Source organism: Ruegeria sp. YTSC199, from assembly GCF_059609725.1.
This window is the reverse complement of sequence record NZ_JBXWMF010000006.1, coordinates 235,673-250,456: the sequence shown is the minus strand read 5'-3', so window position 1 is coordinate 250,456 and position 14,784 is coordinate 235,673. Positions and strand designations below refer to the sequence as shown.

Here is a 14,784-nt window from a genome sequence, read left to right as displayed (position 1 = left end):
TGGCCGCCACCTTTTCCATCGCCGCCTTTGCCGCCGCCATGGCCGCCACCTTTTCCATCGCCGCCTTTGCCGCCGCCGTGGCCGCCACCTTTTCCGTCGCCGCCCTTGCCGCCGCCGTGGCCGCCACCTTTTCCGTCGCCGCCTTTGCCGCCACCGTGGCCACCACCGTTATTCCCGCCGTTGCCGTTGCCGCCGCCATTACCGCCGCCGCCGTCACCGGGGTCGCCGCCGCCATCACCGGGGTCACCACCACCGTTACCGGGGTCACCACCACCGTCACCGGGGCCGCCTCCGCCGTCACCCGGGTCGCCGCCGCCATCACCGGGGCCGCCTCCGCCGTTACCTGGGTCACCACCACCGTCACCGGGGCCGCCTCCGCCATCACCGGGGGTACCACCCCCGCCTCCGCCACCCGAGCCCGAGTCGTTCCCATTATCCGGTTCGAATCCCGCAAACTGATCATTGCCGCGCGCCTCACCCGGGGTTCCCGATGCACTGATCGAGCCTGTCGGCTGGTCTGTCAGCAAGGCCGCCAAACCGGGGCACTGAGCGGTTGTGTTACGCAAGGTAGCCGGGAAGTCCTGCCGCGTTTGCAGACGTTTCAGAAAGCTGGGTGTCACCTGTTGGCAATCGCACATCATCTGGTAATCCCCGCGATTTGCCGCATCCCTCGCCGTTTTCCAGTTGCACACCTCGGGTGCTGCAGCGGCGCTGCTTGCCGCCATTATTGTCAGAAACGGTGCTGTCACCAGCACGGGAATTCCAACCTTCAAACTCTTAACCATAACGATTGTCTCCTTGCACGACGCCCATTGGGCGCGTCATTTCGCCTGATATCGATGTGAGACACGCGCATTAAGCATGGTTAAAGGTCTTCTGAGAAACGCTTGAGACACGCATGATTTATCGGAAAACAGGCGTCAAAATGATGGACAGAACTTAAATCATCGAATAAATGAACAAACGTTCATATACTGAGAAAAAGGAGCCGTCATGCAATTGTCGACCACAGCCGCGGTCATCACCGGCGGGGCCTCGGGCCTGGGTGAAGCCACCGCCCGCCATTTCGCGGATCAGGGCGCACAGGTCACCATCCTTGACCGTGACGCAGAACGCGGCACTCAGGTTGCCTCGGAAATCGGTGGGTATTTCGCAGAGACAGACGTGACTGATGAGACCTCAGTCGCGGCGGCGATTGCACAGGCGACGGACCGGATGGGTCGGATCACGGCCGCCGTTAACTGCGCCGGCATTGCCTATGGCATCAAGACGGTTGGTAAGGACGGCCCTCACCCTTTGGACGCGTTCCAACGCACCATCGATATCAATCTGGTCGGGACCTTCAACGTCTCGCGCCTGGCAGCGGCCGAGATGTCCAAGAACGACCCCGAACCGGATGGCGCGCGCGGGGTGATCATCAATACCGCCTCAATCGCGGCGTTTGACGGGCAAAAGGGACAGTCGGCCTATGCGGCCTCGAAAGGGGGCGTGGTGGGAATGACCCTGCCAATGGCGCGCGATCTGGCCTCGACCGGAATTCGGGTGATGACCATCGCACCGGGCATCTTCATGACCCCGATGCTGGCCGGTCTGCCCGAAGAGGTACAACAGCAACTGGCCGCCGACGTCCCCAACCCGGCCCGCCTGGGCGACCCCGGCGAATATGGGCGTCTGGCCGGGTTCATTGTCGAGATGGGATACCTGAACGGAGAGGTCATCCGCATCGACGGTGCCCTGCGAATGCGCTAGGTCAGTTTCATGACCGAACGCGAAAAGATGCAGGCCGGAGAGTGGTATTGCTGTCTGGATCCGGAATTGGATGCCCTGCGCGCACAGGCCCGGCGCGCGGTTCACGCGCATAACACCTGTCCGCCTGATACCCGCGGTGCGATAGCACCGGAATTGCTGGCGTTGTTCGGCAACGTCGGGTCGGATTGCTTTCTCGAGGCTCCTTTTCACTGCGCCTATGGGGTGAACATCCACCTTGGCCAGCGCGTTTATTTCAACGCGGGCTGCGTGATTCTGGATACCGCACCGGTGAGGGTCGGAGACGGCACGATGTTCGGACCGCACGTTCAGATTTATTGCGCCCAACACGCCAAAGACCCGGTTGAGCGTGCGCAGGGTCTAGAAATCGGCCTGCCAGTGACGATTGGGCGGAATGTCTGGGTGGGTGGTGGAGCCATCCTGATGCCCGGCATCACAATTGGTGACAATGCCACCATCGGTGCGGGCAGCGTCGTGACCAAATGCGTCGCGGCCGAAGAAACGGTCGTTGGAAACCCTGCCCGAGCGCTGAAACAGTCCTAAGCGCCTTCGGCCTTTTCTTCGAGCATCAGCCACTCATCCTCGGCTGCGGCCAGTTTTTCCTGCCGCTCGACCAACGCCTCGGTCGCCTTCTGGAATTTAACCGGTTCGCGAGTGAACAATTCGGGATCGGACATGAGGTCTTCCAGTTTGCCGATCTCGGCCTCAAGCCGGGCGATTTCGGCGGGTAGTTTCTCAAGCCGGTGTTTTTCCGAGAAAGACAGACCCGATTTCGCCTGACTTTCCGGTTTGACCTTTGGTTTTAAGGGTTTTGATTTTTCTACCTTCTTTTCCGCAACGCCCCCTCGCTGTGCAATATAGTCCGACCACCCACCCGCATAGACGATTGCGCGGCCATTGCCCTCCATCGCGATGGTCGTGGTGGCGACGCGATCCAGGAAATCCCGGTCGTGACTGACCAGCAGAACGGTGCCGTCATAATCGTCCAGCAGTTCCTGCAACAGATCCAGTGTTTCGACATCCAGATCGTTGGTCGGTTCGTCCAGCACCAGCAGGTTCGAGGATTTCGCCATCAGCTTGGCCAGCAGCAATCGCGCTTTTTCGCCCCCTGACAGGGATTTAACCGCCGCTCTGGACTGCCGTTCGTCAAACAGGAATTCCTTGAGATAGCCGACCACATGCTTGGGTTGGCCACCGACCATCACTTGATCGGCCTTGCCGGAAACCCGCATCTCGGGGTCGCCGGTCAGACTATCCCAAAGGCTCATTTCCGGGTCCAGTTGCGCGCGGGTCTGGTCGAAGACCGCGATTTCGAGATTGGTGCCCAGTGTCACCGAGCCTTCATCCGGGTGCTCCTGACCCAACAACATCTTCAACAGCGTCGTCTTACCCACACCGTTGGGGCCGACAAAAGCCACGCGGTCACCGCGCTGCACCAGCAGATCAAAGTTCCGCACAATCTGCTGGGTGCCAAAAGACTTGGCCAAGCCCGTGGCCTCAATCACCTTTCGCCCGGATTTCGGCCCTGCCTCCAGCGTCATCGCCGCCGAACCCTGACGTTTGATCTGTGCGGCTTTCTCGGCCCGTAACGCCTGAAGCGACCGCACCCGTCCCTGATTGCGTTTACGCCGCGCACTGATGCCCTCAACAGCCCATTTGGCCTCGGACTTGATCAGTCGGTTCAGCTTATGCCTCTGCTGGTCCTCTTCTTCCCAGATCTTATCGCGCCAGGTTTCGAACACATCGAACCCCTGCTCTTGCCGCCGCACCATACCGCGGTCGATCCAAAGCGTTGCGCGGGTCAAAGCGCGCAGAAACGCGCGGTCGTGCGAGATCAGCACATAGGCTGTCCGCGTTGCACCCAGTTCACGTTCCAGCCAGGCGATGGCCTCGATATCCAGATGGTTGGTCGGCTCGTCCAGTAGCATCAGGTCGGGTGCCTCGGCCATCAGCTTGGCCAGTGCCGCCCGCCGACGCTCACCGCCCGAAGCGGTTTCGACCGGGCGCGAAGGATCGAACTTTAACCCTTCGCCGGCGCGTTCAACTTTGTACAGCTCACCCGGCTCCAACCCGCTCGAGGCGTAATCGCCTAGCGTCGCAAATCCCTCCATACCGGGGTCCTGCTCCATGTATCCGACGGATTTGCCCGGAGGCACCACGATATCGCCGTGATCAGGCTCAACCAGACCGGCCATAACTTTCATTAATGTGGACTTACCGGACCCGTTCCGCCCGACCAGCGCCACGCGGTCGCCCGGTTGAACCACCAGATCAAGCTCGGAAAACACCGGATCGCCCCCGAAAGTCAGGGAAATGCCGGACATCTGCAACAAAGGAATTCTCGCCATGCCTGCCAGCTAAACCGGCAGGACCGAAGCGTCAACTTGGATTACCCGACCACTGCCCGCAACAGACGTTTCCTGGCGGGGGGGATCGCGCCAATCTCGAGCCCGGTGAAGACATGCAATGTGTTCATATGGCGATCCACCACCGCATGATCACTGACCCAGCCGCCCATCATCAGATAGGTGCGCAGCAAGGGTGGCATCCGCAGCATTGCCTTTTTCTCATCCGGGCGGCGGCGCAAACGGGTGGCAAAGCGAAAAACATCCGGTGCTTTGACCCGCGGCAACCAGCGTTTTGGCGCCAAGTGCCGGTGTTTCAGCATGGCAAAAGCATCAAGATAATCCACAGTTTCCGTCCCTGCAAAAGAGGAACAACCAAACAGCATCTCGACGTTGTTCTGATCGACATAAGCCGTCATCGCCCCCCATGCGACGCGAAGAATATCGGGATCGGTCCGGTCGGGGTGGATGCAGAATCGTCCCATCTCGACCATGCGCCCAGTAAAACCTTGCAGGGCCGAAAGGTCATAAAATTGCGCCGAATAGCTGCGGGTGATCTCAGCGCCGTCTTCTATGGTCAGCAAACGAAAACAGCAGACCAGTTGCCCGCCTTCCCGCATATCCTCGACCAGGACATGGGCGCAGACCGGATCGAATGAATCCCGGTCAGTCTGATCCGTTCCGAATGTCATCGTGCGCAACCGCTGCGCAGCCGTCACATCCTGCGGTGTCTGCGCCAATCGCGCGCGATAACGGCCTATGCCAAGCAATAGTGTCATGGTCGCATCCTCCGCGGTTGCCGACCCGTTACATCTTGCTGCGTCACTATCACACCATGTGTGACCGCCATGTGACCATAGCAAGGTATGGCTTTCGTTACTGCGACGCGCCGGGAATATTGGTTGGATTGAAGTTGCCGATATTGCCCAACAGCTGACGGATAAAGCCCTGACTCTGAATGGTCGATTCGGTAATGCGGCGGTCCAGCGGAACAACGATACCGTCCTCAAGCCCGAACCGTTCGATATTGCGAACGACTCCTCGGTCATCAAAGCTGATCGCCACCAGCTCGCGCGAGACGACTTCGGGTTTTTTCGGGCCATAGTGGCGAACGCGTGACCGCACGTAATAGAAACCGGAATCACGCACCACACCGGATGAGCTGGGTGCGCCAACGGTTTCGAGCACACTGTCGCGCGTGTCGACACCCACTTTGATCTCGGCAAGATCCTCAGGGGGCGGGATATACCCGTGATTCTTGAAGACCGGAGTACATGCACTGGCCGCCGCCAGACAGGCCGCAAAGACAAGCGTTCTGGACGCCGGTTTCAACCTGTTCACAACCTTCAACATTTACACCCTCTTGCCTTGGCCCTTTACGGGCCCTATCCGCTTACATCAAACCGCAGCCCCGGTTCAACACAGGAAAGGGTCACGAATGAGCAATCAGACATCTCTGCGGGTGGCCGACCTGCCCCAAAACGCAGCCACACCATTTGACTTGCGCCCGGACAGCAAGGCGTTGGAGGCGATAAGGGACGACTTGGGCCTGCTCGGCCTGCGCAAACTCAGCTTTGTGGGTGACGTAAGGGCACAGGGCAAACGCGACTGGGTATTGAACGGAAAACTGGGCGCCACGGTAATTCAGCCCTGCGTGGTGACACTGGAACCGGTGACCACCCGTATCGACATCCCCGTCACACGGGCCTTTGTCGCCGACTGGGTCGATCCCGACGAGCCCGAGTTCGAAATCCCCGAAGGTGACGAGACCGAACAGCTGGGCGCCGAGATCGACCCGGCGCTTGTGATGATCGAGGCGCTGTCGCTGGCCCTGCCCCAATACCCACGCAAAGAAGGCGCAGAGCTGGGACAGGCCGACTTTACCGTGCCAGGAAAACAGGCGATGACCGATGAAGACGTTAAGCCGTTTGCCGGGTTGGCAGGATTGCGCGATGCGTTGAAAAAAGACGAGTGACATAGGTCTGTTTTCCTGTCATAGCAGGCGCTCAGAAAAATCGCTTGAACATGACGAGAATCGCAGTATTTTCGCGCGCTCATCGGAATTTAGGTTGGACAACGTGGGGCTCGTACCCTAAACGCGCGTCAAACCACGAGAAAAACGAAGAATGAAACCCGGCCACAGCGAATCTGTTGGCCCTTAGTTAGACAAAGGTTGAGACCATGGCCGTCCAACAGAACAAAGTTTCCAAGTCGCGTCGCAACAACCGCCGCGCACACGACGCTCTGGTTGCTGCAAACCCGAACGAATGCCCCAACTGCGGCGAGCTGAAGCGCCCGCACCACGTGTGTGCGTCCTGCGGTCACTACGATGATCGTGAAGTCGTCGCACAAGCCGACGAAATCGATCTGGACGAAGACGCGGCCTAAGCCTTTTAAAAGCGAAGGCAAGGCATGACTGAGCAGCCCACGCACGCCGGACGGATTACCATCTCGGTTGACGCTATGGGCGGAGATTCGGGGCCTGTAACCGTGGTTGCGGGCATTGCCAAATCGGCAAACGTAAACCCCGACATCGCGTTCATCTTGCACGGGCCTGAGCAAACGCTTCGCAAACTTGTTGCCAAACGGCGTGTCCTGCAGGGGCGCGTCGTTTTTCGTGATTGCCCCGACGTGGTCACGATGGAGGACAAGCCCAGCCAGGTTGTCCGCAACGGCAAGCAGACCTCGATGTGGTCGACGCTGGATTCGGTGCGCAATGGCGAGGCCCATGGCGCCGTCTCCTGCGGCAATACCGGCGCGCTGATGGCATTGTCGATGATGCGGCTGCGCAAATTGCCGGGCGTGAACCGCCCGGCAATTGCGATTCTGTGGCCATCGCGCAACCCCCAAGGGTTCAACGTGATGCTGGATGTGGGCGCGGATGTGCGGGCCGACGCCAAGGATCTGCTGCAATATGCGCTGATGGGCGCATCTTATGCCCGCAACGGCATGGCGCTGGAACGCCCGCGCATCGGCCTGCTGAATGTCGGAACAGAAGAACACAAGGGCCGCGCCGAGCTGAAAGAAGCCCAGGCGATGATCGCCGAGTTCGCAGAGCAGGCGAACTTCGAATTTGTCGGCTTCGTCGAAGGCAGCGACATTCCCGGTGACAAGGCGGATGTCATTGTAACCGATGGCTTTACCGGCAACGTCGCGATCAAGACCGGCGAAGGCACGGCCAGCCTGATTGGCGACCTGTTGCGTCAGGCGTTCAAATACTCTCCCCTATCGCGCCTGGCGTCGGTTCTGGCGATCACATCGCTCAACCGTCTGAAAAAACGTATCGACCCGCGCCGTGTGAATGGCGGGGTATTCCTTGGCCTCAACGGAACCGTGGTCAAGTCGCATGGTGGCGCTGATGCCACCGGAGTCTCAGCGGCAGTCAAACTGGCCTTTACCCTCGCCCAGTCTGGTTTCGCCGAAAAATTGGCGGCACGGGTTGCATCAACAGCCGAGCTTGCACAAGATGCCGCCCACACGCCGCCAAAGGTCGGCGAATAACAAAAAAGGCAGTACCCAAGCATGGCAGGCCGTTCAGTTGTCGTAGGTGTCGGACATTATTTGCCAGAGCGCGTCGTTCCGAATTCCGAGTTTGAAAAGACGCTCGATACAACGGATGAGTGGATCAGAACCCGCTCGGGGATCGAACGCCGCCATTTTGCCGCCGAGGGGGAATCCACGTCCGACTTGGCCACCAAAGCGGCCGAGGCCGCGCTGACCGATGCGGGCCTGTCGGCGGACGAAATCGACGCGATCATTGTGGCAACTTCGACCGCCGATCTGACCTTCCCGTCTGCTGCAACCATGGTTCAGGCGCGTCTGGGCATGACCAAGGGCTTTGCCTTTGACGTTCAGGCCGTCTGCGCCGGATTCGTCTTTGCGCTCAGCAACGCCAACGCCCTGATCCTGTCCGGTCAGGCCAAACGGGTTCTGGTCATCGGGGCCGAAACTTTCTCGCGAATCATGGATTGGACTGACCGGTCGACCTGCGTGCTGTTCGGCGACGGTGCCGGTGCGCTGGTTCTTGAGCTGCAAGATGGCGCGGGCACATCCGATGATCGCGGCATTCTGGCCACTGACCTGAACTCGGATGGCCGGTACAAGGACTTGCTGTATGTGGACGGCGGCGTGTCGACCCAGTCGACCGGTCATTTGCGGATGCAGGGCAATCAGGTTTTCCGCCATGCCGTTGAAAAACTGACGAAAACTGCGGAAACCGCCCTAGGGAGCGCGGGCCTTGGAAACTCGGATGTCGACTGGATCGTGCCGCATCAGGCCAATATCCGCATCATTCAGGGTACTGCCAAGAAAATGGGCCTGCCGATGGAGAACGTGGTCGTCACCGTACAGGACCACGGCAACACCTCAGCCGCGTCGATTCCTCTGGCACTGTCGGTGGGCAAACAGCGTGGCCAGATCAAGCAAGGCGATCTGATCGTAACCGAGGCCATTGGCGGCGGTCTGGCCTGGGGTGCGGTTGTCCTGCGCTGGTAACCGGCGCAAAACGGCTTACACACAGGCCTGCAATTCATTGATATTGACAGTGAAATTGCCTCCACCATATTCTCTAGTATCAACAGGGGAAATGGTATGGGCGATAAAACACTGACCAGAATGGATCTGAGCGAGGCCGTCTTTCGCGAAGTTGGCCTGTCACGCAACGAGAGCGCGCAACTGGTCGAAAGCGTTCTGAACCACATGTCCGATGCGCTGGTGCGTGGCGAACAGGTGAAGATTTCATCCTTTGGCACTTTCAGCGTTCGGGACAAGACCGCTCGGATCGGCCGTAACCCCAAAACCGGCGAAGAGGTTCCTATTCAGCCCCGCCGGGTTCTGACTTTCCGCCCGTCGCACCTGATGAAGGATCGCGTCGCGGCAGGGAACCGCAAATAAGATCAGGACGGCATAGTCATGAGCAAGTCCCCCGACGCGTTTCGCACGATCAGTGAAGTTGCGGATTGGCTGGGTGTTCAGGCGCACGTCCTGCGTTTCTGGGAAAGCCGTTTCAATCAGGTCAAACCGGTGAAACGCGCCGGAGGGCGGCGCTATTACCGCCCAAACGACATGCGGCTGCTGGGCGGCATCAAGAAACTGCTGCACGAGGATGGGATCACCATCAAGGGTGTTCAGCGTATCCTGCGTGAACAGGGAGTGGCGCATGTTGCAGCGCTTTCGCAGGGGTTGGATGAGATGGCCAACTCGGAAGCCACGCCCAGCGACAACGTGGTAGTACCGTTTTCCTCTAAACCGGCTACGACGAGTGAACAGATCAATTTGGATCTGGGTGAATCTGCTCCGGTGGCTGAACCTGTTGTGCCTAAGGCCTCTCAGGCAGAACCTGTCGTATCTGCGCCCCAGACACTGCCTCCGAAACCTGCCCCTGAATTTCTGGACGAGGCCCCTCTGTTGGGTGGAATCGCAACGCAGGCGTGGAATCGTACCGATTTCGATGACGATCTGCTGAAACAGATCGCTCCGGTGGCAAAAGACCTGCGGGCCGTGCTCAATCGCATTGAAAACCGAACGGCGGGATAAGAAAAAAAAGGCGATGATTTCCTCTTGCCCCTGCCGGGAAAGTCTTTATGAACACCTCAACGTCGGGCTATGGCGCAGCCTGGTAGCGCGTCCGTCTGGGGGACGGAAGGTCGCAGGTTCGAGTCCTGCTAGCCCGACCAAATCACACCGACGTTTATGGCAGACAGGCCAGATCCCGCTCTGGCATCAGGGGGGATCGGAATGACTGGTGTATGCCCAAACCAACAGATCGAAGGCATGATTGAACGCGGTGAAATCACCGCCAGCCCTCAGATCATCCCTGCTCAGGTTCAACCGGCCAGCCTTGATTTACGTCTGGGAACAGTTGCTTACCGCGTCCGCGCGTCCTTTCTGGCGGGCGAAGGACGTTCGGTCGCCGACCGCTTGGCCGAGTTCGAGATGCACCGCATCGACATTTCCGACGGAGCCGTGCTTGAGAAAGGCTGCGTCTACCTGGTGCCACTGATGGAATCACTGGCCCTGCCCGCCAGCGTGACCGCTGTTGCCAACGCCAAAAGTTCAACCGGGCGGCTTGACCTGCTGACCCGCACTATCACCGATGGCGGCACGGAATTTGACCGAGTGCCGGCGGGCTATACCGGACCGCTTTATGCCGAGATTTGCCCGCGCTCATTCTCGGTTCTGGTGCGTCCGGGAATGCGGCTGAACCAGATACGCTTCCGACAGGGTCAGGCGGTGCTAAGCGATACCGAGTTGACGGCGCTCCACAACGAGTCGCCGCTGGTCGATGGCCCGGCAGTGATTCAGGATGGGTTGGGTTTTTCCGTCGACCTGCAACTGCCCGACACGGATCTCGTGGGTTACCGCGCCAAGCCGCATACCGGTGTCATCGATCTGGACAGGATCGGCGAATACGATCCGCAGGAATACTGGGAAGAGGTGCGCACCCGCGATGGCCGCATCATTCTGGACCCCGGTGCGTTTTATATCCTGGTCAGCCGCGAAGCCGTGCATATCCCACCCCTCTATGCAGCGGAAATGGCTCCCTATCTGGCGATGGTCGGTGAGTTTCGGGTGCACTATGCCGGTTTCTTCGATCCCGGCTTTGGCCACGCCGCCGCTGGTGGCGCGGGGTCGCGCGGTGTGCTCGAGGTACGCTGCCACGAAGCGCCCTTTGTGCTGGAACACGGTCAGGTCGTCGGACGGTTGGTCTATGAGAAAATGGCCGAAATGCCCACGCAGCTATACGGAGCGGGCATTGCGTCAAACTATCAGGGACAGGGACTGAAGCTGTCCAAACACTTCAAATCGGTTAGTTAGAACTTCATGAACCGGCGCATTTGGCGGGTCATCCGCTGCGCCTGTCTCAGGTTCTGGGACGGGCGCGGGCCGCTGTTTTTCGCGCGGTTGGGGTCGTCGGGCTGCTGATCCGACTTACCGCCCACACGGCCGGCCATGTCAAAGCCCTTATCCACGCCCTTACTGACAAGGCGGCGCATGACCTGACGTACGATCATGTCGATGATCCGATTGGCGTTCATTGCTCAACTCCGTTTCCTTCTGTCCAACATAGGGGTCTCATGTGACAACAAAAGGGCTATATGATCACTCTTCCTCGAACAGTTCGGTCTGATCCTCGTCTTCTTCGTCCTCACGCCCTTCCCCCAAGGGAATAGTGCCCGGCGGCGGCCTGTTTTCAAGCAACCCTGCAGCACGCAATTCCTTGAGGCCTGGCAGATCGCGGGCGTTTTCCAGCCCGAAATGGTCGAGAAATTGCGGTGTCACCACAAAGGTCACCGGACGGCCCGGTGTCATGCGGCGGCGGCCCAGCCGGATCCACTCCATCTCCAACAATTGGTCGATGGTCCCGCGCGAAACCGAGACACCGCGGATTTCCTCGATTTCAGCCCGGGTGCAGGGCTGGTGATAAGCAACGATGGCCAGCGTTTCGATGGCGGCCCGGCTCAACTTGCGAGTCTCAACCGTTTCCTTCTGCATCAGAAAGCCCAGATCGGGGGCTGTGCGGATGGCCCAGGCCTCGCCCACGCGGACCACGCGAACGCCACGCCCTTGATATCGTTTTTGAAGCATTTCAACCGCTTGTTCGGCATCGCTGCCATGGGGCATACGGGCTTCAAGGTCGCCAACCGTCACAGGTTCGGCACTGGCGAACAGCACGGCTTCGACCATACGTTCCTGTTCCGCAACGGGCGGAGCTTCGAACAGGGTGCCGGTGCCTTCGTCTTCGGGGGCGTCAATCACGAGTTTCGGTCCTCTTACGCAGATGGATCGGGGCAAAGGTTTCGCTTTGCTTGATTTCCATATGTCCTTCTTTTACCAGCTCCAACGAGGCCGCAAAGGTCGCAGCCGTGGCCGACCGGCGCCGGACCGGGTCGGCGTCCCAACCCTCGGGCAAATATGTCTCCATATCCGTCCAGGCACCTGCAAACCCGATCAGAGGGCGCATCCGTTCCAGCGCCTGTTCCATGGTGAATACGGCGTCGCGGTCCATGACAAAGGGGCGGAATTCGTCGCGGGTGCGAATGCGCGCATACCCCTGCATCAGGTCCAGCAGCGTGGCGGAATAGGTGACGGTGCGGATGCGGGTGATGTCCTCGCCCTGCCCGCGTTTGAAAAAATCGCGGCCCAACTGATCGCGCGCCATAAGGCGGGCGGCGGCATCCCGCATGGCCTGCAAACGCTCTAGCTGGAACGCCAGATGCGCGGCCAGTTCCTCGCCCGAGGGTCCGTCATCATCCGGGTCAGGGGGCAGCAGCAGGCGGGACTTCAGAAAAGCCAGCCAGGCGGCCATGACCAGGTAATCCGCCGCCAATTCGATCCGCAGCGCGCGGGCCTTTTCGACAAAGGCCAGATACTGCTGCGCCAGCGCCAGAACCGAGATCTTTCGCAGGTCGACTTTTTGCGTGCGTGACAGGGTCAGCAGCACATCGAGCGGGCCTTCAAACCCGTCGACGTCAACGATCAGAGCTTCGGCCGCAAGACGATCCGCGACCGAGACCGGGTCTTCGCTGAAAAGATTATCGTTCATATACCTGCCCGCCCATTAGGGCAGATAGTTCCGCCTCGGCGGCGTGGATGTCAAGTTCTACAGGCTTTTGCCGCATCGTAAGCGCCTTTTCTGCGCGCTTCACGGCCTGCTCGGTCATTTGCCCGGCCACGTCCAGCACTTTGGCGCGGGCGTCAAACGAGCCATTGCAGTGCAGAACTGCATCGCACCCGGCGTCCAGTGCTTGACAGGCAATTTCTTCGGGCGCGCCGCTAAGGGCCTTCATCGAGATGTCGTCGGTCATGATCAACCCGTCGAACCCGATCTTGTCGCGGATCAGGTTGATCATTGTCGGTGAGATCGTCGCTGGCTGCGGGTCGATCTGGTCATAGACCAGATGCGCCGTCATCCCCATCGGCAGATCGTTCAGATCGCGGAACGGAACGAAATCGACCTGTTCCAGCGCGTCCTGTGTCAGGTCAACATGAGGCAGGTCGTGGTGACTGTCGAGCGTGGACAGACCATGACCCGGCATATGCTTGATGACGGGCAAAACGCCGCCATCCAGATGGCCTTGGGCGACCGCCTTGCCGATTTTTGCAACGGCCTTGGGATCAGAACCATAGCAACGGTTTTTCAAGAACGCATGGGTGACATCCCGTGCCAGATCGACCATCGGTGCACAGTTACTGTCGATACCCAGCCCGAACAGCTCGTCAGCGATTAAACGATAACGTAGGTACATCGCCCGTTCGGCCTGTTCCCCGGCCCGCGCAACGTGATCCAGTGGCGGCAGCCATTCGCGCGCCAGAGGCGTGCGCAGGCGCTGAACCCGGCCGCCCTCTTGATCGATGGTGATGGGGCAATTGCGGCCCACGGCCTCGCGGAAATCATCGCACAGGGCGCGGACCTGATCGGCGGTGTCGATATTGCGCGCAAACAGAATGAACCCGAACGGGTTCATCTCGCGAAACAATTTCTTTTCCTGAGGCGTCAGGCGAAGGCCTTCAGCGTCGGTGATCGCCGCACCAAAACTCACCGAGCGGCCACCGGAATACAATCGGCCCCGCGTGCCTCGAGCGCGGCACAGAACTGGCGCGAGTCGCTCAGATCGTCAAACCCCAGCACACGCAGCCGATAAAAGGTCCGTCCGCCTCGTGAGGTTTTCTGGATAACACGCTGCTTTCCATCCATATAATCGCCAAATCTGTTGTTCAGCCGATCCCATTCCGCACGCGCTACGTCCGAACTTTCATATGCCCCAAGCTGCGCCATGCGTGTGCCTTTCGACAGCGTGTCAGGATCAATATCCACCCCAACAGCCGCTTTGACGGCGGCGTTGATCGCGGCTTCGGTGCTGCTGTTTGACGTAATACTGCTGGGCTTTGCACGAGCCGGGCGCGTGATCGGGCGCAAAGACCGGCGCACACCAGGCAATGCGGCCAGTTCAGGGTCGGGCAGTTGTGCGGCCAGATCAGCGGGATCGATTGCAGGCTCTTCCTCGGGCAAGGACAAGGCAGCCAGTTGCACGCCTTCTTCCGTCGGCTCATCAATCCGGGCTGCATCGCCTGCCAGTTCCGAAACCAAAGCGTCCACCGTACCCTGACGCAGTTCGGCGGCTTCCTGGTTGGATATCTCTTCCTGAACCACATGCACAGCCGGAGTGGGTTTCAGAGGTTCAACCGGCGTGTCCTCATCGGTCAGCGAAACCGGGCGCGGCGCAAGGATCAGACGGTCCGCAGGCGGGGCGGCGGTGCCCACCGCAGCCACGGCGTTGACAGCCAGACCCTGATGATCCGCAGGCGTTCCGCCGGGGTTATCGGGCTGAATGCGCATCGGTCCTTCGATGGCCCGCACGACCGGTACGCCGGAAACATCGCGCATCACCAGCTTATACCCCCAGACGCCAATCCCGGCGACCAGAGCCAGGGACGCAATCGCGCCCATTGCATTGACGATACGGCTCAGCCCCACTGCGCGCGGCGCTTCTTCATATCCGTGCATGTCGTCGGAATACTCGTACCCATCCTGAGGATGCGGTTGATTCGTGTAATGCATCTGCTCGGGGCGCATCTGCCCCGAGTAATCGTAACGTGCCATGTCCGCCTCACCGCCCGATAGCGCCTTAAAACGTGGCGCGCGGGTCATTTCTTGCCTACCTCGTACCGG

General features: G+C 59.8%; 18 protein-coding genes and 1 tRNA gene. 10 read left to right on the top strand and 9 right to left on the bottom strand.

Going from position 1 to position 14,784, the window contains the following annotated elements:
- The coding region (locus AC2FEE_RS08365) for a hypothetical protein (RefSeq protein ID WP_496864392.1) at positions 1 to 785 on the bottom strand (785 nt) is incomplete at its 3' end.
- Between the two features lie 208 nt (positions 786 to 993).
- Between AC2FEE_RS08365 and AC2FEE_RS08360 the strand changes: the two genes are divergently transcribed.
- Positions 994 to 1,749 (top strand): 3-hydroxyacyl-CoA dehydrogenase, encoded by a 756-nt coding sequence (locus tag AC2FEE_RS08360; RefSeq protein WP_496864391.1) that lies wholly within the window; start codon positions 994 to 996, stop codon positions 1,747 to 1,749.
- Between the two features lie 9 nt (positions 1,750 to 1,758).
- A complete protein-coding gene (locus tag AC2FEE_RS08355) occupies positions 1,759 to 2,310 on the top strand; it encodes a sugar O-acetyltransferase (protein ID WP_496864389.1) in 552 nt (183 codons plus the stop codon).
- Here the strand turns inward: AC2FEE_RS08355 and AC2FEE_RS08350 are convergent.
- The 3 genes from AC2FEE_RS08350 to AC2FEE_RS08340 form a co-directional block, all read right to left on the bottom strand.
- The gene (locus AC2FEE_RS08350; protein WP_496864387.1) at positions 2,307 to 4,115 is read right to left on the bottom strand and encodes an ABC-F family ATP-binding cassette domain-containing protein; all 1,809 of its coding nucleotides are present in this window, start codon (positions 4,113 to 4,115) and stop codon (positions 2,307 to 2,309) included. The two genes, AC2FEE_RS08355 and AC2FEE_RS08350, sit on opposite strands and share 4 nt — an antisense overlap.
- Before the next feature lie 41 nt (positions 4,116 to 4,156).
- Complete coding sequence (locus AC2FEE_RS08345; protein ID WP_496864386.1) at positions 4,157 to 4,891, bottom strand: GNAT family N-acetyltransferase; 735 nt, start codon at positions 4,889 to 4,891, stop codon at positions 4,157 to 4,159.
- 97 nt (positions 4,892 to 4,988) lie between these two features.
- Positions 4,989 to 5,465 (bottom strand): outer membrane protein assembly factor BamE, encoded by a 477-nt coding sequence (locus AC2FEE_RS08340; RefSeq protein WP_496864385.1) that lies wholly within the window; start codon positions 5,463 to 5,465, stop codon positions 4,989 to 4,991.
- 85 nt (positions 5,466 to 5,550) lie between these two features.
- On the opposite strand from AC2FEE_RS08340, the gene AC2FEE_RS08335 reads away from it, so the two are divergent.
- The 8 genes from AC2FEE_RS08335 to AC2FEE_RS08300 all read left to right on the top strand — a co-directional run bounded on the left by AC2FEE_RS08335 (position 5,551) and on the right by AC2FEE_RS08300 (position 10,928).
- A complete protein-coding gene (locus AC2FEE_RS08335) occupies positions 5,551 to 6,087 on the top strand; it encodes a YceD family protein (RefSeq protein ID WP_496864383.1) in 537 nt (178 codons plus the stop codon).
- A gap of 206 nt (positions 6,088 to 6,293) precedes the next feature.
- Complete coding sequence (rpmF, locus tag AC2FEE_RS08330) at positions 6,294 to 6,500, top strand: 50S ribosomal protein L32 (protein ID WP_008756996.1); 207 nt, start codon at positions 6,294 to 6,296, stop codon at positions 6,498 to 6,500.
- A gap of 24 nt (positions 6,501 to 6,524) precedes the next feature.
- Complete coding sequence (gene plsX / locus AC2FEE_RS08325) at positions 6,525 to 7,613, top strand: phosphate acyltransferase PlsX (RefSeq protein WP_496864382.1); 1,089 nt, start codon at positions 6,525 to 6,527, stop codon at positions 7,611 to 7,613.
- A gap of 21 nt (positions 7,614 to 7,634) precedes the next feature.
- Positions 7,635 to 8,606 (top strand): beta-ketoacyl-ACP synthase III, encoded by a 972-nt coding sequence (locus AC2FEE_RS08320; RefSeq protein WP_496864380.1) that lies wholly within the window; start codon positions 7,635 to 7,637, stop codon positions 8,604 to 8,606.
- A 96-nt stretch (positions 8,607 to 8,702) separates the two neighbouring features.
- Positions 8,703 to 9,005, top strand: coding sequence for an integration host factor subunit alpha (gene ihfA, locus AC2FEE_RS08315; RefSeq protein ID WP_008755922.1), 303 nt, complete (start codon positions 8,703 to 8,705; stop codon positions 9,003 to 9,005).
- Between the two features lie 18 nt (positions 9,006 to 9,023).
- Complete coding sequence (locus AC2FEE_RS08310; RefSeq protein WP_496864378.1) at positions 9,024 to 9,647, top strand: MerR family transcriptional regulator; 624 nt, start codon at positions 9,024 to 9,026, stop codon at positions 9,645 to 9,647.
- 63 nt (positions 9,648 to 9,710) lie between these two features.
- Positions 9,711 to 9,787 (top strand) — tRNA-Pro (locus tag AC2FEE_RS08305).
- Positions 9,788 to 9,848: 61 nt separating this feature from the next.
- On the top strand, positions 9,849 to 10,928 hold the full coding sequence (locus AC2FEE_RS08300; RefSeq protein WP_496864377.1) for a 2'-deoxycytidine 5'-triphosphate deaminase: 1,080 nt from the start codon (positions 9,849 to 9,851) through the stop codon (positions 10,926 to 10,928).
- Here the strand turns inward: AC2FEE_RS08300 and AC2FEE_RS08295 are convergent.
- From AC2FEE_RS08295 to AC2FEE_RS08275, 5 genes are all read right to left on the bottom strand, one after another.
- On the bottom strand, positions 10,925 to 11,149 hold the full coding sequence (locus tag AC2FEE_RS08295; RefSeq protein ID WP_496864376.1) for a hypothetical protein: 225 nt from the start codon (positions 11,147 to 11,149) through the stop codon (positions 10,925 to 10,927). The genes AC2FEE_RS08300 and AC2FEE_RS08295 overlap by 4 nt on opposite strands.
- A gap of 64 nt (positions 11,150 to 11,213) precedes the next feature.
- Positions 11,214 to 11,870: an SMC-Scp complex subunit ScpB gene (scpB, locus tag AC2FEE_RS08290; protein ID WP_496864375.1), complete on the bottom strand. Its 657-nt coding sequence runs from the start codon at positions 11,868 to 11,870 to the stop codon at positions 11,214 to 11,216.
- Complete coding sequence (locus AC2FEE_RS08285) at positions 11,863 to 12,657, bottom strand: segregation and condensation protein A (RefSeq protein ID WP_496864374.1); 795 nt, start codon at positions 12,655 to 12,657, stop codon at positions 11,863 to 11,865. Before AC2FEE_RS08285 ends, scpB begins: the two co-directional genes overlap by 8 nt.
- A complete protein-coding gene (gene nagZ, locus AC2FEE_RS08280; protein ID WP_496864373.1) occupies positions 12,647 to 13,654 on the bottom strand; it encodes a beta-N-acetylhexosaminidase in 1,008 nt (335 codons plus the stop codon). Before nagZ ends, AC2FEE_RS08285 begins: the two co-directional genes overlap by 11 nt.
- Positions 13,651 to 14,763, bottom strand: a complete 1,113-nt coding sequence (locus AC2FEE_RS08275) for an SPOR domain-containing protein (RefSeq protein ID WP_496864372.1) — start codon at positions 14,761 to 14,763, stop codon at positions 13,651 to 13,653. Before AC2FEE_RS08275 ends, nagZ begins: the two co-directional genes overlap by 4 nt.
- Positions 14,764 to 14,784 lie beyond the last annotated feature (21 nt).

Bases quoted from the DNA above. Each gene is read 5' to 3' on its own strand.
- AC2FEE_RS08350 (WP_496864387.1), bottom strand. From the start codon at position 4,115: ATGGCGAGAATTCCTTTGTTGCAGATGTCCGGCATTTCCCTGACTTTC.
- AC2FEE_RS08335 (WP_496864383.1), top strand. From the start codon at position 5,551: ATGAGCAATCAGACATCTCTGCGGGTGGCCGACCTGCCCCAAAACGCA.
- AC2FEE_RS08310 (WP_496864378.1), top strand. From the start codon at position 9,024: ATGAGCAAGTCCCCCGACGCGTTTCGCACGATCAGTGAAGTTGCGGAT.
- plsX (WP_496864382.1), top strand. From the start codon at position 6,525: ATGACTGAGCAGCCCACGCACGCCGGACGGATTACCATCTCGGTTGAC.
- AC2FEE_RS08275 (WP_496864372.1), bottom strand. From the start codon at position 14,763: ATGACCCGCGCGCCACGTTTTAAGGCGCTATCGGGCGGTGAGGCGGAC.
- AC2FEE_RS08360 (WP_496864391.1), top strand. From the start codon at position 994: ATGCAATTGTCGACCACAGCCGCGGTCATCACCGGCGGGGCCTCGGGC.
- AC2FEE_RS08340 (WP_496864385.1), bottom strand. From the start codon at position 5,465: ATGTTGAAGGTTGTGAACAGGTTGAAACCGGCGTCCAGAACGCTTGTC.
- AC2FEE_RS08295 (WP_496864376.1), bottom strand. From the start codon at position 11,149: ATGAACGCCAATCGGATCATCGACATGATCGTACGTCAGGTCATGCGC.
- AC2FEE_RS08300 (WP_496864377.1), top strand. From the start codon at position 9,849: ATGACTGGTGTATGCCCAAACCAACAGATCGAAGGCATGATTGAACGC.
- AC2FEE_RS08320 (WP_496864380.1), top strand. From the start codon at position 7,635: ATGGCAGGCCGTTCAGTTGTCGTAGGTGTCGGACATTATTTGCCAGAG.
- AC2FEE_RS08345 (WP_496864386.1), bottom strand. From the start codon at position 4,891: ATGACACTATTGCTTGGCATAGGCCGTTATCGCGCGCGATTGGCGCAG.
- AC2FEE_RS08285 (WP_496864374.1), bottom strand. From the start codon at position 12,657: ATGAACGATAATCTTTTCAGCGAAGACCCGGTCTCGGTCGCGGATCGT.
- ihfA (WP_008755922.1), top strand. From the start codon at position 8,703: ATGGGCGATAAAACACTGACCAGAATGGATCTGAGCGAGGCCGTCTTT.
- AC2FEE_RS08355 (WP_496864389.1), top strand. From the start codon at position 1,759: ATGACCGAACGCGAAAAGATGCAGGCCGGAGAGTGGTATTGCTGTCTG.
- rpmF (WP_008756996.1), top strand. From the start codon at position 6,294: ATGGCCGTCCAACAGAACAAAGTTTCCAAGTCGCGTCGCAACAACCGC.